Source organism: Bacteroidales bacterium (assembly GCA_021648725.1).
In the GTDB taxonomy this organism is placed as follows: Bacteria; Bacteroidota; Bacteroidia; order Bacteroidales; family JAADGE01; genus JAADGE01.
Map to the genome: position 1 here is coordinate 19,207 of JAKISF010000027.1, position 26,226 is coordinate 45,432.

Genomic DNA, 26,226 nt, shown 5'->3' on the forward strand with positions numbered 1-26,226 from the left:
TTTTAGCCGTTTAACTTACATTTATCTGTTAACATTTTGATACGAAGTAAGGCACTTATACTCGGGGCATAAGAAATTGCTCCGTTCGGTTTATGCGGCGGATTTCCGTCGTATAGTTCCGAAATTGTTCCCAACCCGTGCTCATTCATCTCATTTTCAAATTGCTTATAAATTTTTTCAACATAATCTATTCCTTCCCGGTGATATAAATTCATCCAAGCGTTACAATATTCTCCTATAAGCCAGGGATGTACAGTGCCCTGATGCCTTGCATTATTTCTTGTATTTTCACAGCCTTTATACTTACCCTTATATTTCACATTTTTAGGCGAAAGTGTTCTCAAGCCTTTTGCCGTGAGTAAATGTTTCTCAACTTTTTTAAGAACATCTTTTTTTGTTTTGTCCGAAAGAGGAGAGTAGGGCAGTGAAGCTGCAAAAATTTGGTTTGGCCTTATATCATCGTTTTGCTCACTATTATTTACAAAATCATAAAGATACTCAGCCTGTTCATTTATAAAAATGATATTGAAAAAGTGTTTTGCTTTTTGGGGCAGATTCGAAATTTCGTTTTTTAATGTTTTACTGTTATTTAAGTCTGATATTCCGGATAGAAACTGTAGTGTGTTATACCACAGTGCATTAATCTCAACAACAAATCCTGTTCTCGGAGTAACGGGTTTTCCGTCGGAATATTCGTTCATCCAAGTTGAAACGGGGTATTCTTCCGGGATGTACAATAATCCGTTGTCATGTAAAACAGCTTTATATTTACCGTCTTTAACATTTCTAAAAATTAATAATATTTTTTTACCGTATTTTTTCCAAACAGATTCGCAATCATCAGCAAAAGAAATATATTCTTGTAAAGTTCGAATTATTAATAACGGAATATCCGGTGAATACTCTTTTTTATCATATAAGAATTTTTTTAACAAGGAGTCAAATATCCTTGTGAATGTATCAGTATCATTGTTATAAAGAGTTAAACCGGGCAATGCAATCAGTGATTCTCGCATTTTTGCAGAATACCAATGAAATCCGGCAATTATACAATTATCTTTTTTTTCTTTTATTATAAATTGCTGAGCAGAATTTAACAGGTTGTTTTCAAAATTTGTTCTCGGTGTACGTTTGTTAACTTCTGAATTGAATTTTTTATTTAACCCTCTTGTTTTTGCTTCTGTTAAACCTGCAGAGAAAATTATTTCATCTCCTTTTTTTACATTAATATCAAAAAAACCTATAGTAAAAAGGTCTTCTGTGTATTCATATCCCCTTTTTTGCTCTTCTTGATACATAATGTTTTTATTCCAATCAGGTGCTGTAATAAATTTGACGTTTTTGGAAGTTTGCATATATAAAAACGGATATGTATTATACATTCTGTATTTTATTCCGTTTTGTACTTCTGTTGTTTTAATATTTACGCTCATATTTTCCCTGCTCAACTCGTGAATGTGCCTGAAAGCCAATAACGGTTGAAGTCTTAAAATTGTAGGAGAATGTGCATCTTCAATTGTATATTTTATTAATATACGTTCTTCTTCTTGTACAAGCAACAGCTCTTTTTTTAAGATTACTCCTCCGACTCTGTATGTTTTAGCCGGAATAGGTTCTGTTTCAAAAGCTGCCAAATATCTATGACCGTGCGGAAAGAATACATTGTCGGGATATTGATGTATGCTGAGTCTGAACTCTTTACCTCTTTGAACTATTGTTTCGTCTAATGTTGATAATAAAACGTGTTTGTTTCCGTTTTTAATCGGACTTACAAGCAGCCCATGGTATTTTCTTGTATTACAGCCGTTTAGGGTTGTGCTTGCATAAGAGCCGGCCCTGTTTGAACGAATAAGTTCTCTGTTCAAAGCATATTCTAAATTTACAAGTTTATCTTTCTCTATTTTTATGTATGACATCTCCCGGAATTTTGTACAAAGGAAAAAAGGTTATTATTTTTTAAGTATTAAATATAATTTAAATTTATTAAAATAAGAACGACTTATTGATAAATTTTTTTTGAATTTTCTTGTAAAGAAGAAAGACTGTTTCAAAAAAGTACGAAACAGCCTTACCTTTTTTAATATTCAATTTATTGGATAAATATATCTAACCCCCCGAACATTATTGTTTTTGAATCACTGTCGTACATATATTGATATGCTGCCCCGATATTTGCGTAAGCTGCAAATTTAGATTTGCTTAAAATTTTGTATCCGCCTCTTACTGATAGTTCTGAATTGGCAGGTTTTTTAATGCTCCAATCATAAGCCAGCCTGAATTCAGGAGAAATAAGAATTTTTCTGTCCTTAAACCCTAAATCCATCCCTATGTAACTTTCATGGTAGGTTTGATTTGTGTCGTCTAAGATGTACATTATTCCTTGACCTATGCTCATTTTAAAACCTTTTCCCGCAATAATATTAAAATCTGCAAGAGCATCTAAAAAACTTGTTGAACCGTTTTCGTTTGTATAATAGCTGTATCTAACATCCCCGGATAAAGCACCGTAATTTAAACGAACTCTCGGTAATACTGTAATATAGGAATCAGTTGTGCTCGTTGCTGTTCCTCCGTGAAGTAAAATTTCAAAAGAGGTAACGGAAGGGTTCGTTTTACTCGATGAAATTAAATTGCTCTGATATGCTCCGAATAATATTCCGGTAATGCTAAGAGCCGTATTCATACAGGTATTATCTCCTGTGTCAGGGTTTGTGTTTTTATCAGTATTTTTTGGTGTATTGCCGTCATTGTTCCCCCCGGAACTTCCGCCATCATTTGTTTTTTGTGCAAACAGGTTTCCTGTAATAAAAAGTAATATAAGTATTAAGCTTGATAGTTTTTTCATAATAATTAATTTCTGTACAGTTTATTATTCTATTTTTATTCAGCTAAATAATTTTAATTTTGTAAAAATATTAATAAATAGTGAATGAATGAATAAAAAGAAGAAAAAAATCATAATATCAATATTGGCAGGTTTTGTTGCAATAGTCGGAATTGCCGGAATATATGCTTATTCTGTATATCAAGATATTTTCAGAGCAAATGTTTCGAAAGATGTGTATTTGTTTGTCCCTACGGGTACAGATTATAATGAATTAACAGACTCTTTAATTTCAACGGGAGCAATTCAGGATATTGAATCTTTTAAGAAGACCGCATCATTAAAAAAGTATAAAAACAAAATACACCCGGGAAGATATAAATTAAATAAGGGAATGACAAATAACGGGTTAGTAAATTTACTTCGTTCAGGAAAACAATCTCCGGTTAAAGTTACTTTTAATAATGTAAGAACTGTTGAGGAACTTGCCTCAACAGTTTCAAAGCTAATTGAAGCTGACTCTTCCGAAATAACGGAACTTTTATATGATGAATTATTTATTGAAAAGTATAACTTTGATAAACAAAATATTATCGGCTTATTTATACCCAATACTTATGAGTTTTACTGGAATACATCTGCTGAGAAGTTTATTGACAGAATGTATAAAGAATACTCTAAATTTTGGACAGAAGAGAGAACCGTAAAGGCAGCCGGATTAAATTTAAGTAAGCAGGAAGTTTCTGTTTTAGCCTCAATTGTGCAGGCAGAACAAAGAGAGCATAATGATGAAAAGGCAAAAATTGCAGGTTTGTACATTAACCGAATTCGAAGAGGAATGTTGTTACAATCAGACCCGACTTTAATATTTGCATCAGGTGACTTTACAAAGAAAAGAGTATTAAATAAAGATAAAGAAATAGAATCGCCTTATAACACTTATAAATACGCAGGATTGCCTCCCGGGCCTATTAATATGCCCGAGATATCATCTTTGGATGCCGTGTTAAATTATGAAAGTCATAATTATATATTTATGTGTGCAAAGGAAGATTTTTCCGGATATCATAATTTTGCCGTAAATGGAAGACAACACGGAATAAATGCGAGGAAATATCAACAGGCATTAAATAAAAAGAAAATTTGGAAATAAAAAGTATAAAAATGAGCAATCCTAAACTAAAAATACAAATAGAGTCAGAAACGGGAGAATTAGAGGGTGTAATTCTTCATAAACCCGGAAGTGAGGTTGAAAATATGACCCCCGAGAATGCAGAAAGAGCTTTATACAGCGATATTCTTAATTTATCGGTTGCACAAAAAGAATATAGTCAATTAAGCGGAGTGTTGGAGAAAGTTACAAATGTATTTCAAGTAAAAGACCTATTGTCAGATATTTTTGAAAACCCTAATGTTAAAAATATTTTGGTTAACAGAATTACAGACAACTGCAAGGCAGGAGATATTAAAAACATTTTATTAGAGCAAACGCCAAAAAAATTAGCCGGAATTTTAATAGAAGGTGTTCCTATGCAAAAAAACAGCTTAACAAACTATTTAGATAAAAATTATTTTGAGTTAGACCCTTTACATAACTTCTTTTTTGCCAGAGATGCTTCTTCTGCCGTTAACGATTCAGTTTTGATAAATCGAATGGCAAATCCGGTAAGGAAAAGAGAATCAATAATTATGGAAGCAATTTTTGATCATCATCCTAATTTTATTGCAAGAGCTGTAAACCCGGAGCATAGCCGAATATTTAATGATAAAATTACAACTGAAGGCGGAGATATTTTAGTTGCTCGAAATGATGTTTTACTTATCGGAACCGGCGTAAGAACAACTTCGCAAGGAATAGATTATATTGCTCGAAAAGTTGAAAGCAGAGAACACCCCAGACATATTATAGTTCAAGAGTTGCCAATTACACCCGAATCGTTTATTCATTTAGATATGGTTTTTACACTTTTAGATATTGATAAATGCATGGTGTACGAACCTTTAATTCTGAAAACAAACAGATTTTTAACCTTGCACCTTATTGTTGAAAACGGAAAAATAACTTCAATTAATGAAGTTGCAAATATTCCTGCTGCACTAAATAATTTAGGAATGCCGGTTGAACCGATTCTTTGCGGCGGGAAAAACAGGCATAATCAAGAACGAGAACAGTGGCACAGCGGAGCTAATTTTTTTGCATTTGCTCCGGGTAAAATAATAGGATATGAGCGAAACAGTCATACTATTGATGCTTTAAGTGAAAAAGGATTTTCTGTTTTAAGAGCAAAAGACGTAATTTCCGGGAAAGAAAAAATTGACAATCATAAAAAAGTTGTTGTTACAATTCACGGCTCAGAACTTGCAAGAGGCGGAGGCGGAGCAAGGTGCATGACAATGCCTGTAAGAAGAAAAAGGTTATAAAAGAGAAAAGATTGAAAGAATAGTTTCTATTCCTCCAATCTCCCTGTGGTACCACCTGTATCAGATGATATTTTTAAGGATTGACTTTAAAGTCAATAAATTAATTTGCTCATTACATCAGCATAAGTGATACATAAGTGATGCAAAACGTGGAACAAACGTGGTATCATTTTTTGAACCTCTTATGCGAAATTACACTTCAACCGGTTAATATTGATAGCAAATTTACGAAAAAATATTGAAATTGATAGCATTTAAAGAAAAATATATTTCAAAATAAGCCAATTATTAAAAATATTGGCTTATTTTTGTTTTCAAATATGAGCCAATTTTTAAAATTATTGGTTGAATTTAGATTAAAATGTATAAGATTATCGAAAATAAATTGGTCGAAAAATTTAGTAAAAAAGCTTCCTTTTCAAGAGAAGAATTATTTGAATTTTTTAAATCATTTGAGCCGGATTTAAAAGAAGGCACATTTGGTTGGAGAATATATGACCTTAAAAAACGAGATATTTTAAAATCTGTAAAAAAAGGTTACTACGCAATTTCTCAAAAGCAAGAATATAAAGCATGTATTTCAAATGATATATTTAAGTTCTCAAAAAAAATGGCTGAACTATATAAAGATTTAAATTTTTGTATTTGGGAAACATCAATTTTAAATGAATTTTCACAACATCAATCAGGAAAAAATATTATACTGTTTGAAGTTGAAAAAGACTTTGTAGAATCAGTATTTTATGAGTTTAATGATTCTTTTAAAAAACACGATATATTTGTTAATCCGAGTGAGAAAGTTATAAGCCGGTACGTTGCCGGGAGTAATAATGCAGTAATTTTTAAACAGTTGATTACACGATCCCCGGTATATGAGCAAATGCATAAAAAAGTTAAAACTTATTCACCTTATCTGGAAAAAATTCTTGTTGATTTGTATTGTGAAGATAGATTGTTTTATTTTTATATAGGCTCTGAATTGCTGCATATCTATGAAAATGCAATAAAAAAATACTCAATAAATTATTCAAGGATGTTTAACTATGCAAAACGCAGAGGAAGAGAACCGGAGATAAAAGAGTATCTTAAAATAAATTTTAATCATTTAGTTAAAAACTTTATTAATGATTAGTAACAAGTGCTTTACCGAAGATTGGTTGATTTCATTTAAGAAGCAACCGGAACACAAACGAATTGACATAAACATACTTGAAAAAATGATTTATGCACTTCATTTGTTAGAACAACTGAAAATTAACGGACTTTATTTTGTATTTAAGGGAGGAACAAGTTTGTTATTACTGTTGAATAAAGGAAATAGATTTTCCATTGACATAGATATAATCTGCAAAACAGAAAGAAACAAGCTTGAAAAAATACTTGATAAAGTAATAGAAAATTCTCGCTTTAAAGCATATTCGCTCGATGAGCACAGAAGCTATAAAGAAGGAGTTCCGAAAGCTCATTATGCTTTTGAATTTGAATCTGCAACAAACAATAAATATACAGGAAGAATACTTTTGGATATTTTGATTGAAGATTCTATTTATCCGGAACATATCGAAACAGCTATCCGGACAAAATGGGTTGAGACAGAAGGAGAAACAAAAGTTAAGCTTCCTACACTGGATTCAATAACAGGTGATAAACTAACAGCTTTTGCACCGAATACAATAGGCATTCCGTATTTTAAAGGAAAGAACTCTTTTGCAATGGAGATATGTAAACAATTGTTTGATTTAAGCCAATTGTTTGACAATATTGAAAATGTAGAAGTCGTAGCGAAAAGTTTTGAAACCTTTGCAAAACAAGAAATCAAATATCGAAAATCAAACCTTACACCCAAAGATGTATTACAAAACACTATTGATACTTGCTTGATTATTGCCAAAAAAGGAGCAGGTCAAAACACTGATGAAAAAGCAAAATTCAAAGAACTGCAAAAAGGCATAAAAGCATTCGGTAGCGGTTTTCTTATGAACGGAAATTTCAGAATTGACGATGCAGTTACCGCAAGTGCAAAAGTAGCATATCTGACTGCCAAAATTTTGAAAAACGATTTATCCCCGATTGAATATTTCAACAATGAAGATATAAAAAGTTTGCTTATTGAAAATCCGGATTGGAATTTCTTAAATAAATTGAAAAGACAACCGGATAAATCTTCTTTTTATTACTGGTATATGGCAGTTAAGCTATTAACTTAAATAGTTTTTATCATAATCAAAACTTATATATTTTTTGAAGAACTTTTTAGTATAGTCAAATCTTATGTTTTCACCGGCACATTCACACAATTTCAAAAAAATAGCTTCGTTCGTACCTCTCAAAACATATTTTTTCAAAAAAGGCAAATGAGCCTAATCATAACAGCATACTGATAAGTAGTTGCAGATTAGCACAGCACATTTAATTTTAAAATAAAAACCGTTATCACTATATTTTCTTTTAAAATCAAAAGAGCTGTGAAGCACCGTTACTCATGGTCTCTGTTTCAATTGTAGTTCCGAATAAGTCCGATAGTTCCGTGCAGGTCAAAAGGCGTTCCTCAAACCTACGCTCACAACAAAAAAATGTGCCGTCAAGCCCAAGCCCTGCGGGTAATTTTATTTTTTTTGAAATTAAAAAAAACAAATTAGGCTTGTCTTGCACCGGTTGTTTTAGTGCAGAAACTGCACACACAACCTCATTTTTTTGAGTGGCTCCGGTCATCGTCATCAGCAAGCTACTTTTTCCACCCAAACCCTGTTTAAGGTGTGCCTCCGGCACTTCTTATTTTGGGTGTAAACCGCTTGCAGTATTGGCTCGCCTGCGGGTCGCTTCGGCAATGGTTTGTCATGCTTTTTGCGGTTTTTATTTGATAATAACTTTTAAAGGTCTGCAAAAAGACACGCCAAACCATCCGGCAGGGCAAACTACTATCGTAGTTCCTTTGCCCTGTGCCTTGCTCCGCTCGCAACGGCAAGCCTAATAACCCCACCCAACCCACCCTTTTTATAATGACGAGAAAACAAAACCACAGGAAATAAACATTGAAGAAGTCCGAGAATTCAAAAAATAAAAAATAAAGCAAAGATAGGCGATACGCACATACAACCGCACAAGAGCGTCAAGGTCAAGCCCTGCGGGTTTTGAATATTTTTTTTATGATTATCTGTTTATTATTTCAAAAGCATAAAATAAATATCCAAAAACCTTGACACCCTTCTACACCGCCTTGATAGATTGCTTTCTTTTCTCTTTTTTTTCTCCTTTTTTTTCTTTCTTCTTTTAAAAATATATATCAAAAGCAGGGTAAATCTATATGGTAGCTAAATAGTTCCATCTCTACAAAACTGATAGCGTAATACTCTTAATTTCAGATGATAATAATAAAAATATGCTTCAATTTTGTAATAATTATTAACCGCATAAATTTTAATCATATGAATGAAGTAACTCCAATCATTGAAAACCCCGGAATGAATGAAATCATTGTCGGCATTTTATCCCTTGTATCAATATACATAGGATATGCCGTGAAAAATGCAAAGATTAACTTGCGTTCAAGGAAAATCAAATTGTACGACCACAGAATTTTTGCAAATCTGCGTCTGACAATTAAAGAAGTGGAAGCATGGGAAGTTCCCGAGAACAAAGTTGTTTTCAAAGATGCCTTACTTATCAAGTTAAGAACATGGCTTAATTCAGGACTTGATTTTGCAAAAGAATTGCAAGCAAAAAAATTAAGAACCTTGGATTTAGAACGTGAATTTATGGTCTGGTATGAATTTTCAGTAAATAAATACAATGCAGAATGGAAAGCTTTAAACATTCCGCAAAACGTCATTATTTTTATGAATGATGAGTTGCAAGCCAAGCTTGACAACTTCACATCTAAAATTTACAGCATTTCAAAAAGTGAACAGTTTATAAATAACTATATCCGTGCAAACGTGATTTTTGAAACGCTTGACACTTTACTTGCAGAAACAAAAGCAGACTTTTTAACAATAGCTTTTTTAAAAGACCTAAACGGCAGATTCATAAAAGACACTTATAAAGGCGTGTCTGTTTCTGATGTGCAAGTTGCGTAACCTCAAACTGTATTCTTAATTAAAAGAAACTATGCTAAATGAAGGATAGCTTGGTTAATATAGAAACAGGATGCCAGCCCTTCGAGTTCAAGCCGATTTCATAGATTCATGAACAGATATGCTAAAAATTAACATTTGACAACTATTAATGTATTACAAAATTCAATAAGGCTTAACCCTTTTTTATTAACCTTTTAAATAAAATTCAGATGTCTGAAAACAAAACAAAACCAACGGTTTTAAATGCAGAATTCTACAAGAATGAAGCGAACCGTTTCAAAAAGATTTTTCAAATTCAAAGATTACAAACCGATGAAGCACCCATGAAACAGGCTGTAAACCCTTTTTTATGTTTATCCTGCATATGGGTAGAAAGTTGCAACGGAATTTGTATCGGAGGATGCGAAGAATATGAAAAACGAATGTCAGCAATTGAGTAATTTTTTTTCCGGGATGTTTTCAAAAAATTCAAAGGTCAAGGCTTTCAAATTTTTCAAAGGATGAGTTTACAATCGTAAATGAGTTTTTTGAAAAATTTGGATAACGCAGAGATTTGGATTTTTGGGAAATATCTAAACCAATGTCGAATCAAATTCGATGATTGTTCGAATGACCCGAAACAGCGGTTTCGGACAAACTTAAACCCAATTTATTAACCCTAACCTGAATTAATGCCTTATGAACAAAGAGAAGTGCCGAGATATTGAGAGTAAAAAGTTTAGAAAAAAAGTGAGAATACTTACTGTATTTGCATCTTTTTTTATGAACCTTTTTAGCTCGATAGATTGGTGCTAATCGAAGTTTATAAGGGATTATTTCAGGTTCAAACCTTTTAAACAAAATGGCAATACTAACAGGAGGCTTACTAGGTAAGTCAAGAAAAGCGATAGGTGATTTAGTCACCTACGTTTCAGGCGGTCAGCAAATCGCTAGAATGAAAGCATCTAATTACAAAGATGCAAATACGGATGAACAAAAGCTTCAACGAAATGCTTTTGTATTAATTCTGGCATTGTTCAGAATTATGATGGCATCCGTTAAAGTCGGATTTCCGGAAAGACAATCCAAGCACAGTGCATACAATGCATTTATGATGTACAACACGCCCGAAGCTGTATCCGGTGTATTGGGAAGTCAAGTAATTGATTTTTCAAAAATCATAACCGGCAAAGGATCTCTTTTGAGAGCATCCGGTTCTTTGGTTGACAGCACAATCACCGACCGCGTTGATGTATCTTGGATTGATAACAGCAATGCAACAACCGGTTTCACAACCGATAAAGCTGTAATTGCAGTTTATAATCCGGTTAAAGATGAAATTGCAACTTCTTTGTTTGACGTAACCCGTCAAACCGAAGTAAGAAATATCACGGTTCCCTCTGCATGGCAAGGCGACACTGTTCATGCTTGGTTATCATTTGTCAGCAATGATAACAGCAAAGCATCTGACAGTGTTTACATCGGCAGCGTAACTGTATCAGCATAAGTTCTTTTTCTCGTTTCACTCAAAAAGCTGCACTCTATCCGGTGCAGCTTTTATTCTTTTTGAATAAGCTAAAATAATGCAGATAACCGAACTGACCTTTTGAAAATTGCGTTAAGAAATCAAGGTCAGTTTGTGTTAAAAAAGAAAATATGTTTGAGCAGTCCGGCAAGGACTGTGAGTTTATTTTCTTTTAGCAAAATGAGATTGATTTTAGCAAATTTTCAAGAAGTCTTGATTTTTGGTTACTTTTTTATCAAGAAAAAAGTAAGAGAGAAATAAAAAAACCATCAAATATATTTTTTGAATTAGGCGTATATATAATACAAGAAAAATCATTATATTAGCGGAATAAAATATTTATATATGGAACAAAGGTTTAAGAGTCTTACTATTTTTGAATTTCAGAGCAGGTTTCCCGATGCTGATAGTTGCTATACTTATCTGTCAGAGCTGAAATGGAAAGATGGATTTGTCTGTCCAAAGTGCGGACATACAAAACATTGTAACGGAGCCAAAAAACATTCAAGGCAGTGTACACGTTGCAAACATACCGTTTCACCAACAAGCGGAACGCTTTTTCACAAAGTCAAGTTTCCCATACTGAAAGCATTTTACATAGTTTATTATGTAAGTACAAACCGCAAAGGTATCAGTAGTACAGAATTGAGCAGAAAGTTGGGTTTACGACAAAAAACATGTTGGTTGTTTAAACGCAAAGTAATGAAAGCAATGGAAAGTAGCGGTAATCATAAAATCACTAAAAAAGCAGAAGTAGACGAAACAGTTGTCGGAGGGCAAGAAGAAGGTGTAGTCGGCAGAAAAAATAATAAAAAGAAACTTGTTGTTACAGCAATAGAGAAAAAAGGCAGGGGAGTAAGTCGCATGTACGGGAAAGTAATCCCAAACAGCAGTTCAAAAGAATTAGGACTGTTTATGAGACAAAACATAAGTTTGGAAGCACATATTAAAACAGACCTATGGAATGGATACGTTCCGTTAAAAAAGGATTTTGAGAACCTTGTGCAAGTTCCTTCCGGCAAAAAAGGTAATAATTTTCCGGAAATTCACAGAACCATTATGGGTTTCAAAGGATGGTTAAGAGGAGTACATCACAGAGTAGAGCATTTGCAGGCATATATAGATGAATATTGTTATAGGTTTAACAGAAGCAACATGAAAGACGGGCTATTTGAAAACCTTATGAACAGGATGATGATAGCAGCACCATTGCCTTACAAACAAATAGTTCTCACTTAAATGCCTAATTCAATTAATTTAAATGTATCAATTTTAATTTTCTTAGAACTATTAATTATATAATTTGAAAAATCTGTTGTTCTTTTTTTAATTAAAGATTTATTTTCCACTGCTTTTAAAAGTGAATGATATGGGAAATCTATAAAAACAATATTGCATTGTTTATCTCTTAATTTGTTTATACCAATTTTATATAAATTCTGTTTTTCAGATAAGTAGGAAGGAATTTTAGCATAAATTTTCTCAAATAATTCAATTGGTTCTTTTAAAACTATTGTATCATTATATTTATACATACTTGTGTTTTCGAGAAGAATTTTTGTAGGTCTTTTATTTTTCTTTACTATTATTTCTAAATCTTCAAATGAATAACCATTTTCATAAAGGTTAATTAAAGCACTAATTGAAATACCCGACATATTTCTATCTGATTTTTTACTTCGTAATTGGACAGGTTTTGAAACGCCTAAAATAATTGTCGAATAGTTAGGAACACGTTCTGAAAAAAGCAAAAAATCATAAACTCCAGCTCCGTGTTTTGCATATGTATATATCTGTTTATTGGTATGATTTCTAATTACTTGTAAGTTTATTCCTTGATATGTTTGAGAATCGCCCCATATGAAAATTGCATTTTTATTGTTCTTGGAATTATAAAAATAGTCTATGCTTATATACAATAGTAAATACAATAACGGTATGCTAACGATAAACAGGAATATTTTTTTAATGAATTTTTTCATTTGAACCTTAAAATTGAAAATAAATAAATTGCTGTTTTTCTCCCATAAACCAAAATATAGCAAGGATAATAGAATAGTACATTACATATCTTATCGGTCTTTTCCATTCAAAGCCTAATTTTGCAATTGCATATTCTTCATTTTTGCCAAACCATTCAACAATAATAAATATGAAAATTAAAATCAGTGTAGTTAAAGCCGTTCTCATTCCAACAAAATGGGGGATTGTGAATAATGATTTTGAAAATATTGTAGACAAATATGCCCAAGCGTGCCCAATATTTTCTGCTCTAAAAAATATCCAAGCCAAAACAGTTAAACTAAATGTAATTCCGATTTGATAAAACTCTTTAAAAGTTGGTAAATATTTTCCTTGTGCAACGGTATTAGTATTTACTCTATTCTTGTTAAGTAAAAGTAACGGTAGGAAGTACAAAGCATTCAATGCCCCCCAAACTATAAAAGTCCAATTTGCACCGTGCCAAAATCCACTGACTATAAATATTGCAAAAGTATTTCTAACTTTCATCCAAGTTCCACCACGACTTCCGCCTAATGGTATATATAAATAATCTCGAAACCAAGTTGATAAGGAAATATGCCAACGTCTCCAAAATTCCGCAATGTCTCGTGAAAAATATGGAAAAGCAAAATTTTGTTTTAGATTAAACCCAAATAATCTTGAAGTGCCAATTGCAATATCAGAATAACCTGAAAAGTCTCCATATATTTGGAAAGTAAAAAATAATGCTCCTAAAACTAATGTACTTCCTGAATAGTCAGCCGAATTATTAAATATTTCATTGGCTATTTGTGCTGAATTGTCTGCTATTACAATTTTCTTAAAAAGTCCCCATAATATTTGTCTTAATCCATCTACTGCTTTATGATATTCAAAAGTTCGTTTTTTATAGAATTGAGGTAATAAATTTGTTGCTCTTTCAATCGGTCCTGCAACTAATTGCGGAAAGAAACTTACAAATGCTGAAAATGCAATAAAGTCTTTTGTTGGTTCAAGTTTTCTTTTATAAACATCAATAGTATAACTCAATGTTTGAAATGTGTAAAAACTAATTCCAACTGGTAAAATAATATTTAATCCTTGTGTATTTATTGATGTTCCAAAAAACGAAAAGGCTGTAACAAAATTATCAAGGAAGAAATTGTAATATTTAAAAAATCCCAAAAATCCAAGATTTACCAAAATACTTATCCAAAGTAATATCTTTCTTTTTGAAATATTTTTTTCTTTTGATAATCTAATTCCGACAGAGTAATCTATCAATGTGCTGAATAAAATTAACGATAAAAATCGCCAATCCCACCAACCGTAGAATAAGTAACTCGCAACAACTATTAATAAGTTTTGCAGTTTTAAATTCTTATTTGCAACAAACCAGTATAATAAAAATACTATTGGTAAAAATATTGCAAAATCTATTGAGTTAAAAAGCATTTATTTTTCTATTCCTTTAATGTTAGCAATTTCGTTTTTATGTATGACGCACAACGTTGGTATAGGAAAAGTAAGGGATAAAATATCTATACTTTTCAAGTTATAAAAGTAGCAAAATTTTTGGGTTTTTGACCTTTTAAATTATTTACAAAAGCAAAATCGCAAAAGATTTTGCGGTGCTTATTATTTGTTGCTACGTTTCAGTTTTGTAATTCGCCCTTATTTTTTTTATACAGTGTTAAGGCAAGTTTATCAGTCTATTATGATGTTATCACTTTTTCTCATATTCTCCTTTCTTGTTAAAGGTTGCAAATTACTTTCCTCTGTTTTTCCCCCTTTGCTAAAAGGTTTTATATGGTCAATTTGATATTTAGATCTTTCTTTTTTTGGAATGTTATGTTTTTCAAAAATCTTATCTCGCATTTCCTGTTGATATGGTTGTGGCCATTTATATAATTCAATATCAGGTAATATTTCAGCATAGTTTTCAATTTCCGGCAGTTCTATTTCTTGCTTAAATTTTTCTGGATAAAGGATTTTGTTCATTTCAACGTGTAATTCGTTCTCAAAATATTCAAATTTGTCAAAAAACACTTTCCATATTGTCTTTTCGGTTTCTTGTCCCCAAGTTTTATTAATAAGTTCCTTTTCATCAGAACGTCGCAAGTCTTTTTCAATTATTTCTCTTGCTAATTTTGAAATATCAATCTTGTCTCGCTCTGTAAAAGTAAAATATGGAGGTGTTTGTTTCTTTTGGTCATAATATTCAATGAAAAGTTTAAGGTCGCTATCTTTAATTTGGGGAATATTTTGAGTAATATTATCAAAATATTTTTCATTTATTTTACCTAACATAAATTTTCTTTCATGGTTGTCTAATTTACGGTTTTTATCAACATCAACTATTGTGTATAAATCTTGCATATCTTTTTCAAGTTCTTGAAATGAAGCAAATTGATTTCCATATACCATTATTTTTCTATTTATACTTTCTGTTTCGTCATTGTTAATATGTCTTTCAATATCAACCACATACCAGCCAACAGGTATTCTTTGGATTGCAGGTAAAGATTTTAAATCTGATGTGTTTATCGAAGTATCTAATAATTGTGCAAATTGTTGTATTAATTGAATACTAATATATTCAAGTCTTTGAAATTCATGTTCAGAAGTTTGAAAGAAAATTTCATTTTCATCTGAAAGTAATTCTTTTGGACTTATCCAACTAACTAAACCGTCCCACTCGTCAATAAAACTAATTATATTTGCTGTTTCTGTTCCTCCTGCTTTTGGTCCGCGTAAAACTCTGCCTATCATTTGTGTAAGCATAATTTTTGAATTTGTAGGACGTGTCAAAAAGACACTCTCTGCTTGTGGTAAGTCTGTCCCCTCGGTTAGAATGTTTACATTTATTAGTATATCAAGTTCACTTTTTCTAAATTTTTCAATTGCTAATTTATTGTTTTTACTTGTGTTAATTCCTAATTCACTAACAGTTCCTGAAATAATAAATTCAGATTTATAACCGCTGTTATTAAACAACTCTTTTAATGTAATTGCATGGTTTCTATTTAATGCAAAAATAATTGTTTTTCCGTGTTTATTTTTATCGTAAGTTTCTACAATTTTTCGATTTCGATGGGGTCTTGTTGCAATGTCTGCTTTAATGTTTTCAGGCAAATTAAATTGTTGTAAAATATGATTTAAGTCTCTTTGTGTAAAATCTTTATCTTTTTGTAAATGTTCGCCTGTTTCGACTTGTTCTATTATTGGTTTTGCAAGTATTTTTTGGATAATTAAGTTATTCAAATCATCGGAATAAATTATATCATCTGTAAAAACCTTTGATAAAAATGATTTTTCTTTTTCTGCTGTTCTAAACGGTGTTGCTGTTAATCCTAACAATTTGAAATTATCAGATTTTTGTTCAATCTCGTTGATTAGATTAACATACGTTTCTGCTACTGCATGGTGTGCTTCATCAATAACAAGAAAAACATCTTTGTTTTTGCTTAAAAAGTTATCATTCAAGTATTTTTTACCAATTCGCAAACTATCTTTACTTGCGATAATTATATCATCATTTTCGTTTATTTTTAAAGATTTGTTATGAGTTTCATCGCCAGAAATTATGTTAATGACTATTTCTTTTCGATTTGGCAAATACTGTTTGTAACAATTTTTTATAAAGGTTTCTTTGGCTTGATTTAATAATTCATGCCTGTGAGCTAACCAAATAAGTTTTCTGTTTTTATCAATTACATTTCTTAATAACCATTGAACTGCAACCATCGTTTTACCTGCTCCTGTGGGTAAAACTAAAATCCCTTTTGTCTTTTTATTTGTAGTGTAAAATTTGTCAAGAGCATACAATGCGTTTCTTTGATGTGGATAAGGCTGTATTCCGTTTGTCCCGTCTGCTATTTTTATAGTTTGTCTTGCTGTTGTTTCAACTGTAACTGAATTTCTGGAATGTGATAAATTTTCATCAAACATGAATATTACTTTTCTGTCAATATCATCAGTTGACCAATTAAAATATTCATTTCCTACAAAATATTTTATTTTTATTTTATACTTTTCAAATAAATCATTTAATTCTTGACGTTTGTGTTGTGTAAGTCTATGAATTTGTAGATTGTCACGTAAAAACTGTCTTAAAAAAACGCCTTTTCTTGTTTTTTTAGTTTCAAACCCTGCTATTTTCTCTGAAAATTGTTTGACTTTATTTTCCATGTGTGTTTTCTTATTTCTTATTTGCCTTAACGGTGGCAATATGAAAATGTTGGGCATTTGAAACACCAAACTTTCAATTTGCTACACCTTTTATTTATTGCTAATTAGTTCATATTTACCACTTTCTGCCCAATTTTTTATATTGCGTGTTGTACCCTGTGCTTTATTCACTCCGCTGTTTTTCTGTGCGTTGGCAAGACATACTCTTTTGCAATTTATGGTCAAGCGTTGGCTCGTGTGAATTGCAAATGTGTATGGCTTCTGCGTTTGCTACACAATTATCATATTAAAAAGGTAGCCCCCAAAATGAGGACTACCCACTCACATTAATAACTTGAATAATGAGAGCTATGGGAACTGTGAGAACTATGTGAGCTGTGAGAGCTATGAGATGAATGTGAAGTATGTCCATTAATAGACATATCACTATCACCAAATAATTCGTTAGCGTGTTTCAAAACAAAACCATTGTCATTGTCTTGACTTACACTCACGTCAGATACTCTCAATAGGCTCGAAGCCTTGGTAGAAACAGATGTTCCCATTAAAACTAATGCTGCTGCTACCGTCATTAATAATTTCCTCATAATAAAGTATTTTAAATTAATAAATGAGAAAACTTCAAACGCTCGTCGCTTGAAGGTCTTTAATAGCTGTAATTGCACGACTATAATTCTCTTTTGATGATGCAAAAAATCCAGGACATTTTTCTTTCATTGTACATTCTTCACATTCATCTATATAAATATTTTTCCAATCAGATATTGACTGAACTGCAAACTTTTTAATACTATCTGGTAGAATACAGAGTTGACTATTATAAATCGAAACATTAATATCTCGATAATGTAAATTCAATACTGCTTTTTCTAATTCTATATTATAATCAAAAGGGTCAACCCATAAATCCTCAAAATTATCTTTTGCATAACCCATTGGTTCCATTTGCATAAAAGCAACGTGAAAAACAAAAGGAAAGTTAGAGTAAATATATTCTGACAATTCAGGCAATCTTTCATAATTCATTTTATGAACCACAATACGAATGCCTATTTTTAAATTAAACTTAGCAAGATTATATATTCCATTTATTGTTCGATAAAAAGTATTAGTTCTTACAATGCTATTATGTATAGTATCAATATCCGAATACAAAGGAATATCAATTACAATATTTTGTTTTACTGATTGAGCAAACTTCTTGGCATATTCAAAATTTTCAAATTTAATCCCATTTGATAATAAACTAATCGACGCTTTTGGTATTTTATTGTGAATATTGGATAAAATATCAAATAGTTTTTCACCAATTAATGTTGGCTCACCACCTGTAATACCTATCATTTTAGTATTCTTATCTAATAATGAAATATATCGCAAGTTCAAATCAAATTTATCATCTTCCTGTTTTACAGGTGGCTGTGGACACATAATGCAATTTGAGTTACATTTTTCTGTAATAAACAATGCGTTATGTTGAGAGTTAATATCATAAACAACGTTAATCGTACCATCTGCTTCAATTGTAACAATATCATTTTCATTTAAATCATCTGTACTGGTTACATTTTTAACAAAAAGTTGGTCATTTCCTTTTTTAACTATACTATTTGATGTTATTACCGCTAAATAGTTATTCGGAATTTTATCAAAATCTGTAACATAGACTTTATCTTTCTTATCACCGAACACATTATTTTTAAATGTTATTTTTCCGATAATTATTCTATCAATATTATGAGCTTCCCCAAATAGTTGTTTCATTCTTCAATCGTTTTACGGGTTATCCAACTCCAAAAAACTCTATTTATATCTGTATCATTTTTTTGTAAAAGCGATAAAAGATACTTAATAATGCTTTTGTTTTTTAAGCAAATTTCACTTTTGGTTCTGTTTCCAACAACATCACCTTGTTCATTATAATTCCTTACTGGGTCAGCTCCACAATAACTTAAATAAGCACAAGTTGCACATTCTGGCAAACTTTCTGCTACTGAATTGTTTATTAATTCGTGTAAATATTCACTATTAAAAATTTCTTGGTAAGTATTTGTTTCTACATTTCCCATTCTAAATTGTTTGTCTCCAACAGCAGCTAACATACGCCCTTCGTCTGAAACATAAACATCTCCATCATAGTCATAAATAACGCCTGCAATTGCTGTTCCTGCTGGTGATTGCAAATCGACAAATCCTGTGCTAAAAGGTGTCAAAATTCTTGTTAATAAAATAGTAGCAAAACCCTCTGCAAAGAATTTCCCTTTTTTATTAATTTCGATTATGTAATCCAACCCCTTTTTATAATTATCAATAAATTCTTCCATTGGATAAGCCAATTTATGCTTATCTCTTTTGGCAAAGCCATATGGGTTTAGAGACCTTAAAAAAATGTTGTCAAAATCTAATTCCACATATTTATCTATTATTTCTTTGAAATGATTTATTGTAAAAGATGTTGTTGTCATTAATGCTGAAACACTATCTTTTCCTAAATATTTCCTACAAAGTTCAATGTTTTCTGTTACTAAATCATAACTATTTTCAATATCAAGTAGTGGTCTGTTAATATTGTGTAATTCTTTTGGACCATCTATTGATGTTGATATATATACTTTATGTCCTTTGAGCCATTTTAACATTTTAACATCCAACAAAGTCAGGTTTGTGCATATAACAAATTCCAGCTTTTTCTTTTTAAAGATGTTCGTCCATTCAGCTTTTTCAATAATATATTTAATTATATCAAAGTTTATCATTGCTTCACCGCCTTGAAACTCGATTTTAATTGAGTTGCTCGGTGTTTCAAATATCTTTTCAATAACTTTTTTCGCTATTTTTTTTGTCATATCAAAACTGAAATCAGTTTTTTCTTTTTTTGACACTTGACAATAACTGCAATTTGAATTACACCGTAGAGAAACAACAATCATATGTAATGAAGTAAATTCAGCTAAAAAATTTTTCTTTGTTCTAAATTTAGTAGCAAGCATATTTACTACATCATCAATATTTTTGTCCGCAATTATTTGTTTGCTTTTTAGATTATTATAGACTTGCGAACTCAAATCTAATTTATGATTTACAAATTCGTCAAATTGTTTATTTGACAAATATAAATGCTCTCCAACCTCATTAGAAAGGAATACAGTTTCATCTATTCTCTCAAAGCGATATGGTAGAATTTGATAGTCCATAGGTTACTTACTTATTGAATTGAAAGCTTTCTTAACTAATTCTTCTCTAATGACTTTGTATTCTCTGCCTGTATTAAGTCTTATTTGTTGGTCAATTAGTTCATTGCCAAATTCCAATGCAATTTCTTTTAAAATATTATTATCTTCCTTTGCTTGAAATAGAACTTCTATTACATTTTCAATCACTTCAATATTTATATAGCATTTATTAGTGAATTTATATGAAGCTTTTAATGTTGCTTCTTTTTCATAAATATCTATTGGGATTTTTAATAATAATTTATCCCCCTCGATTTCTTTTAAAATATCTTTCATTCTTCTCGGTTTAGTGCGTTGGCAAAAAAATAGCTCTTTTGGTTTTTTTAGGTTGGCATTTTGCGTGTCGGTAAAAACCAAATGTACTATTTGTGCGTTGGCTTTTCATTTTTTATTTTCTTTCTGTTTCATTCATTGCTGTATCGTCTCTTTGCATTGGGTACAACGTTAGTATAAGAAAAGTAAGGGATAAATCCGCATACATTTTCAAATTATAAAAGTAGCAAAATTTTTGTGTTTTTGACCTCTTAAATTATTTATAACAGCAAAATCGCAAAGATTTTGCGATGCTTGTTACTTATTGCTACCATTCATTTTTGAAAATTGCCCTTATTTTTTTTATATATTTGTTGTGTGCCGTGTTTCTTTATATCAATGATGCTTTAATCCATTCCGATTTGAATATGTCATAGAGTTTTTGTGCTTCTTCTTCTTTATACTGGACGATGGAACAAATTTTTTCACCAGCATTTTTCAATGATGGACCTAAAACCCATCGTTCATTATCAAAAAGTAAAAATCTGTCATGACTATTCTTCGATGATTTCGCTTCAATAGATATTTCTGGATATTGAGTTTTAAATTTTTTTATTGCCAATTTCAAATCTGAAATATATCTTTTTGTTCGGTTATTATCATTACATAAAATTCGTATTTCTGTGATATTTGACAAACTTGAATGTGCATCTAAATATATTAATAGTTCACTATCAGCATAATTATCCCAGAACCAAACATAGTTTTTTGTCCGACTTATAATTGTTCTAAATTCATTGTAAAAATCAAATGTTTTATTCTTCTCAAAAACAAATTGAGATTTTGCTGGTATTTTAAATTCTTTTTTAAGTTCGCTTAAAATTGACTCTGCTATTCCATTAATATTGTTGTTATCCGAAACAGCAAATTTCTCAATTATTTTAAATCTTTCTGAAACTATATATCTTGATTTTTCATTTTTTGATATTATGTAGAAAAGTGCAAATAGTATAGACCTTTTTGCTTTTGGTCCAGTTCTTTCCAAACAGTGCAATAAAATTTCCGTGAATGTATTTCCAATAATATATTCCCTTCCAAAATTTCCTTTGATTGACAAAAAGATAGATAGTTCTTGTGCAGATAGAGTTTTCAAAAAATCATTAACGTGCATTAAATCATCCGTTAAGTTTGTAGTCCTAATATATTCGCCTCTAAAATATCTTTCAAAATCTCTCTTCAAATAATCAGGTATTAAATCAATTGCTTCTGGATAATCATCCCAGTTAATAATATTAGACATAATTTTTATTTTTTATATGGCACACAACGTTGGGCTAAAAAGCGTTCGGCATTTTAACCTGAAATTTTCAGTTTGCAATATAGCAAAATTTTGCCGTTTCGGGTAATTTAAGGCTTAAAATTTTTGCGGAGTTTATTACTTGCTCATATTTTCGGGTTGCTGCTCCCGTATGCTTTTTAGCTTTTGTTACAGTTAGTTTATCTTTAATACAATTTTGCAGATACGAATTATCCGGAAGTTTGCCGGACTTGCAAACACTTATAATTTTGACTGTTTTATAAGAAAATCAATAAAATGTTGAATGAAAAATTGAAGCAGCGAGTTTTTTGCATAGGTAAAATCGTTTTTCAAATCGTAATGAGAGGCTTGCAGCCAAGCTTTAACTTGAATAAGAAACCTGTGTATTTTTTCATTTGCAGATACGTTTTCACTTGCATAATGAAGTCTTGCCGAGGCTTTGCTTTTGCAACCCTAAGCATCGCTTGCAAATATCTGCGAAAAGTTGATTACAGAGAAAAAAAGGTCTTGATATAATCGTTTTAAACAACTCAGAAGAGAGGCTTGCAGCCAATCTGCAAATTGAATAAGAAACCTGTGTATTTTTTCATTTGCAGATACGTTTTTACTTGCACAATGAAGTCTTGCCGAGGCTTTGTGTTTTGCTTTAAATTCGCAAATTATAAACAATATTTAAAGAACTTTTAACCTCGCAAATTTTAAGAAATTTTCATTTTTTATTAACTGTAACGTTGGGCTAAAAAGCGTGCAGGATTTGAAACTGCAACTTTTCAATTTGCTTGTTAGCAAAATTTTTGGGTTTTTGACCTCTTAAATTATTTATAAAAGCAAAATCGCAAAAGATTTTGCGGTGCTAATTTCTTATTTATGTTTTCAATTTATGACTTTGCCTGCATGATTTTTTAGCTGGTGTTATAGGGCGTTTTCCTTATTAATTTTGTATAGAAACTTTTTAGGCATTAAATCTTGTCCTATATTCTTACATTGAATTTAGTATCAAATTTATCTAGCAGGAATGCTTCAACTGCTCTTGCCATATAATTTTGTTCTTCAATTGTTACTATCAAAATTTTGTCATTCTTTCTAAGGGTTTCATTAATCTCAATTTCTTTATCACTTTTTGGATTTAAAAGCCAACTATTAAGTCGATTTCCTACGTTTACTGAACTTTCTCCTATATACAATATTTTATCTGTTTTTCTACTGATAAAACAGTAAATCCCAGCTTTTTTTTCAAACAAAGACCATTTATTATCACGTTTTTTATCTTCCCCCTCACACCATAATTCTATTCCTTCAAAAATATTAATCTTCATATCAATATTGTGCTTCGTTGAAATATTATCTATTTCCGTTAATATTTTATTTACTGAATTCATAATTTTTGTTTTAATAGCTTTTTTAAAATAACATCTTTCTATCTCTTAATAATCAACTAATCTTGAATACAACGAACAGAAAAACCTGTGCTTGGGTGACAACCTCCAATCTGAGCATTCTCTTCTTCTGTGTCGTCGTCATGAATAATAACATCCAAATCCCATATGAGTTCCTCATGATATGCGGTAGAAGACCAAAAACGACCAACTTCACCAATATAAATAGATTTATCTTTACTCCAACCTCCCCAACCTCCTAATAGAGCATGAAAACCACTTTCTCCATTTAGAACAAGAGAATGATATGCTTTTGAACCAGCCCCTCCTACATTATTTAATAAAGTATCAAATTCTTTTTTTGAGGGTAAATGCCATCCTTGTGGGCAAACGTTTTTTGATGTTTCCCAATCATATAAGTATCCGTAAGTGTTTACATTATTATTGTCATTATTATATGCCCAACAACCACTTCCTGCATTATAAGCAAGATTTTCAGACATCCAAATTTGATTTTCAATTTGGACAATTTTATAAGTTTTTTTATCTCTTTTATCTATGAAAGTTTTTATATTGGAAATTTCCAAAGAGTTTTTTAAACTATCAACTTTACCTTTGTACAATGATAAGTTTTTGCTTATAATAGAAATATTCCTGACTAATTTATCAACATCTTCTTTATTATTTCTCAAAGTGTTTTTTAATTCTATTTGAGAACTATTAAGTTGATTAATTGTAATAACCTGTTTAGAAATTATTATTTCTAAACTATCAACACGTTTATTTAAATTTGCTATTTGTTCCTTTTTACTTTGTCCTATAATAAATGAACTAAAAAAAAACAAGTAAGATATTGTCAAAATTATATTTTTCATGATTTAAAAGTTTATTTATATGCATAATTTCCATCTGGTTTTACAAAAGCAATGGCAACTTTTTCTGCTTCGTCATGTAAGGTCAAGTCGTTATATAACCAAGACCAAGTTTGTTTTATTAGTCTGTATGTGCCACGACCACCAGCATATTCTGTTCCATAACTTGTTAAAAAATCATTTCTGTTTAAATGGTCTGCAAGTTCTTCACCTGACATTGTCATTTCATGTTGAGCAAGGAATTCTGCTAACTTCCATATATAAAGTTTCTTTTCATTCATTTTCTTTCTTTTTATTTAATGACATAATTATAAAAGGAATAAAAAATCCAATAATAACTGCACTAATAACATGTCCGAGAATTAAACCTTTTCTTGCAGGACTAAAAGGTTGTCCTAATTTTTCAATAAAACTTCCGAAGACAGGATAATATTGGCTCAAAAAAAATCCTATAATCCCAAAAATAATACTTACAACTAAACTAACAGTGATATTTTTTTTCATTTTACTTTTTTTAATATAAGCCTACTTCAATTTATGGTCTTGTTCAGCTTATTCCGACCGTCATAGTTCATTTCTTATGCCCTATAACGTTTGGCTAAAAAGCGTGCAGGGTTTAAGACTGCGTTTTTTTAATTTGCTCAATAGCCAAATTTTTAATTTACCTTTAAAATTATTCACAAAATCAAATTAAAAGATTTTGCGGTGTTTGTTTCTTATTCTTATTCTCAATTTGCGACTTTGCCTGCATGATTTTTTAGCTGGTGTTAGCAACATGCCTTTATTTTATGTATTGACAAGCATCAATTAAGGCATCACTCAATGTATTACCCCATGTCCTTAATTGTTCAATATTAAAATCATCTTTGTATTTATCAACAATCTCTTTTACAAAACCTAGTGCAGGATGATTTGAATCAAGTTTTTTATAAAGTATTAAATATGCTTTTCTTCTGTTTGATTCAAAGTCCTCATGCAATGTTCTTAAATAATAATTTTTCCAAGAATCTATTCGTAATTCTTCAATAATATCTCTTATCTCCCCTGTTTTTTTAAGATGAATAAATTTTTTAGGTACTACTGGTTTTGTTATTTTCTCACCTTCTTTGTAATAATTAAAATATTCATTCTGATATGTTTTTAAAATATCTTCAATTTTATCACTTTCATTTCTTTCTCTTAATTCCATAATCAAATACAATGCTGTACTAGATATATTCCTGTCTGCCTTTGGAATTCCAAGTTTTGCAGATTGTGTATATTGCCCATCAAGAGTTTCCCAAGTTCTTTTGTAACTTTTATGATAATGAGTGCCATGTTTCCAACCTTCATTATAGTCAAAATAGTTAGCAACAATTGACCAAGAAGAATTTTTATTAAATTCAATGTCTTGTATAACTATATAGCCACGTGGAAGTCGACCAATTATAACATCGTGTGAAAAAGAAATTACTTCTTTTAAATCAGTATTTGATTCTACTTTTGAGATAACGGAGGATTCATTATTTATTAGAGATTTAATCCCATTAATTATATTTAAATAACCATCATCAATATTATCCCATTTTGAAAGAGGTTTCGCATCTTTGGGAAGACCTTGAATTTTACCAAAAGGTAAATCTTTCCAATCGCAAGGTCTTACAACAACAGGTATAACAATTGCATCACCTTGTTCATGTCTTTCCATTGCTTTTTTTATTTCAACATCATAACAATAATTTGATGCTATGAAGTCTGAACTTATCAATAAAATAATTATATCTGCATCAATTAATTCTTGTTTTACTATTCCATCCCATTCTTGACCAGGGTTTATCATTCTATCATGCCATTCCTTTATTAATCCAAGTCTTTTTAAGGATGCTAAATGTACAATAAGTTGTTCTTTAAACTTTTCGTCTTTGTGAGTGTAAGAAATGAATATTTTATACTGTTTCATAATTTTTGGTTGTTGCTAACGTTGGGCTAAAAAGCGTTCGGCATTTTAACCAAAAATTTTTCAGTTTGCAATATAGCAAAATTTTGCCGTTTCGGGTAATTTAAGGCTTAAAATTTTTGCGGAGTTTATTACTTGCTCATATTTTCGGGTTGCTGCTCCCGTATGCTTTTTAGCTTTTGTTATGTGCTTTTTCATTACGTCCTCCTTTATGTTGCATTGCAAAGGGCTGTGATGCAG

General features: G+C 30.8%; 23 protein-coding genes. 8 read left to right on the forward strand and 15 right to left on the reverse strand.

The genetic code is table 11. From position 1 onward, the window contains the following. Window positions 1–2: 2 nt before the first annotated feature. Together L3J35_10275 and L3J35_10280 are read right to left on the reverse strand one after the other, a co-directional pair. Window positions 3–1,916 (reverse strand): glycogen debranching enzyme N-terminal domain-containing protein, encoded by a 1,914-nt coding sequence (locus L3J35_10275; GenBank protein MCF6366574.1) that lies wholly within the window; start codon window positions 1,914–1,916, stop codon window positions 3–5. A 173-nt stretch (window positions 1,917–2,089) separates the two neighbouring features. Further along, window positions 2,090–2,845 (reverse strand): hypothetical protein, encoded by a 756-nt coding sequence (locus tag L3J35_10280; protein ID MCF6366575.1) that lies wholly within the window; start codon window positions 2,843–2,845, stop codon window positions 2,090–2,092. 88 nt (window positions 2,846–2,933) lie between these two features. Between L3J35_10280 and mltG the strand changes: the two genes are divergently transcribed. From mltG to L3J35_10300, 4 genes are all read left to right on the forward strand, one after another. Next, a complete protein-coding gene (gene mltG, locus L3J35_10285) occupies window positions 2,934–3,977 on the forward strand; it encodes an endolytic transglycosylase MltG (GenBank protein MCF6366576.1) in 1,044 nt (347 codons plus the stop codon). Between the two features lie 11 nt (window positions 3,978–3,988). Then, a complete protein-coding gene (locus tag L3J35_10290) occupies window positions 3,989–5,245 on the forward strand; it encodes an arginine deiminase family protein (protein MCF6366577.1) in 1,257 nt (418 codons plus the stop codon). 361 nt (window positions 5,246–5,606) lie between these two features. Next, window positions 5,607–6,377, forward strand: a complete 771-nt coding sequence (locus L3J35_10295) for a hypothetical protein (GenBank protein MCF6366578.1) — start codon at window positions 5,607–5,609, stop codon at window positions 6,375–6,377. After that, window positions 6,370–7,452 (forward strand): nucleotidyl transferase AbiEii/AbiGii toxin family protein, encoded by a 1,083-nt coding sequence (locus L3J35_10300; protein MCF6366579.1) that lies wholly within the window; start codon window positions 6,370–6,372, stop codon window positions 7,450–7,452. The genes L3J35_10295 and L3J35_10300 overlap by 8 nt, the downstream gene beginning before the upstream one ends. Before the next feature lie 247 nt (window positions 7,453–7,699). On the opposite strand, the gene L3J35_10305 is transcribed toward L3J35_10300, so the two are convergent. Beyond that, window positions 7,700–7,987: a hypothetical protein gene (locus L3J35_10305; GenBank protein ID MCF6366580.1), complete on the reverse strand. Its 288-nt coding sequence runs from the start codon at window positions 7,985–7,987 to the stop codon at window positions 7,700–7,702. Between the two features lie 683 nt (window positions 7,988–8,670). Here L3J35_10305 and L3J35_10310 point away from each other — a divergent pair. From L3J35_10310 to L3J35_10325, 4 genes are all read left to right on the forward strand, one after another. Then, window positions 8,671–9,321, forward strand: a complete 651-nt coding sequence (locus tag L3J35_10310) for a hypothetical protein (protein ID MCF6366581.1) — start codon at window positions 8,671–8,673, stop codon at window positions 9,319–9,321. Between the two features lie 209 nt (window positions 9,322–9,530). Further along, the gene (locus L3J35_10315; protein ID MCF6366582.1) at window positions 9,531–9,761 is read left to right on the forward strand and encodes a hypothetical protein; all 231 of its coding nucleotides are present in this window, start codon (window positions 9,531–9,533) and stop codon (window positions 9,759–9,761) included. 401 nt (window positions 9,762–10,162) lie between these two features. Then, a complete protein-coding gene (locus L3J35_10320; GenBank protein MCF6366583.1) occupies window positions 10,163–10,807 on the forward strand; it encodes a DUF6266 family protein in 645 nt (214 codons plus the stop codon). Window positions 10,808–11,170: 363 nt separating this feature from the next. Continuing rightward, window positions 11,171–12,064: an IS1595 family transposase gene (locus tag L3J35_10325; protein MCF6366584.1), complete on the forward strand. Its 894-nt coding sequence runs from the start codon at window positions 11,171–11,173 to the stop codon at window positions 12,062–12,064. On the opposite strand, the gene L3J35_10330 is transcribed toward L3J35_10325, so the two are convergent. From L3J35_10330 to L3J35_10385, 12 genes are all read right to left on the reverse strand, one after another. Further along, the gene (locus L3J35_10330; protein ID MCF6366585.1) at window positions 12,061–12,807 is read right to left on the reverse strand and encodes a hypothetical protein; all 747 of its coding nucleotides are present in this window, start codon (window positions 12,805–12,807) and stop codon (window positions 12,061–12,063) included. The genes L3J35_10325 and L3J35_10330 overlap by 4 nt on opposite strands. Window positions 12,808–12,814: 7 nt before the next feature. After that, window positions 12,815–14,263 (reverse strand): MBOAT family protein, encoded by a 1,449-nt coding sequence (locus L3J35_10335; GenBank protein MCF6366586.1) that lies wholly within the window; start codon window positions 14,261–14,263, stop codon window positions 12,815–12,817. Between the two features lie 252 nt (window positions 14,264–14,515). Next, window positions 14,516–16,999, reverse strand: a complete 2,484-nt coding sequence (locus tag L3J35_10340; GenBank protein MCF6366587.1) for a DEAD/DEAH box helicase family protein — start codon at window positions 16,997–16,999, stop codon at window positions 14,516–14,518. Window positions 17,000–17,620: 621 nt separating this feature from the next. Next, window positions 17,621–18,763 (reverse strand): His-Xaa-Ser system radical SAM maturase HxsC, encoded by a 1,143-nt coding sequence (gene hxsC, locus L3J35_10345; protein MCF6366588.1) that lies wholly within the window; start codon window positions 18,761–18,763, stop codon window positions 17,621–17,623. Then, entirely contained in the window at window positions 18,760–20,193 is a 1,434-nt protein-coding gene (gene hxsB, locus L3J35_10350; protein MCF6366589.1) for a His-Xaa-Ser system radical SAM maturase HxsB, read from the reverse strand. The genes hxsC and hxsB overlap by 4 nt, the downstream gene beginning before the upstream one ends. Window positions 20,194–20,196: 3 nt before the next feature. Next, entirely contained in the window at window positions 20,197–20,508 is a 312-nt protein-coding gene (gene hxsD / locus L3J35_10355; GenBank protein ID MCF6366590.1) for a His-Xaa-Ser system protein HxsD, read from the reverse strand. A 367-nt stretch (window positions 20,509–20,875) separates the two neighbouring features. After that, window positions 20,876–21,784 (reverse strand): hypothetical protein, encoded by a 909-nt coding sequence (locus tag L3J35_10360; GenBank protein ID MCF6366591.1) that lies wholly within the window; start codon window positions 21,782–21,784, stop codon window positions 20,876–20,878. Window positions 21,785–22,773: 989 nt separating this feature from the next. Beyond that, window positions 22,774–23,181 (reverse strand): GIY-YIG nuclease family protein, encoded by a 408-nt coding sequence (locus L3J35_10365; protein MCF6366592.1) that lies wholly within the window; start codon window positions 23,179–23,181, stop codon window positions 22,774–22,776. A 56-nt stretch (window positions 23,182–23,237) separates the two neighbouring features. Next, complete coding sequence (locus L3J35_10370; GenBank protein MCF6366593.1) at window positions 23,238–24,053, reverse strand: hypothetical protein; 816 nt, start codon at window positions 24,051–24,053, stop codon at window positions 23,238–23,240. A gap of 11 nt (window positions 24,054–24,064) precedes the next feature. Next, a complete protein-coding gene (locus L3J35_10375) occupies window positions 24,065–24,331 on the reverse strand; it encodes a hypothetical protein (protein ID MCF6366594.1) in 267 nt (88 codons plus the stop codon). Then, window positions 24,324–24,554, reverse strand: a complete 231-nt coding sequence (locus L3J35_10380; protein ID MCF6366595.1) for a hypothetical protein — start codon at window positions 24,552–24,554, stop codon at window positions 24,324–24,326. Before L3J35_10380 ends, L3J35_10375 begins: the two co-directional genes overlap by 8 nt. A 277-nt stretch (window positions 24,555–24,831) precedes the next feature. Further along, window positions 24,832–25,989 (reverse strand): toll/interleukin-1 receptor domain-containing protein, encoded by a 1,158-nt coding sequence (locus L3J35_10385; GenBank protein MCF6366596.1) that lies wholly within the window; start codon window positions 25,987–25,989, stop codon window positions 24,832–24,834. Between the last annotated feature and the right edge of the window lie 237 nt (window positions 25,990–26,226).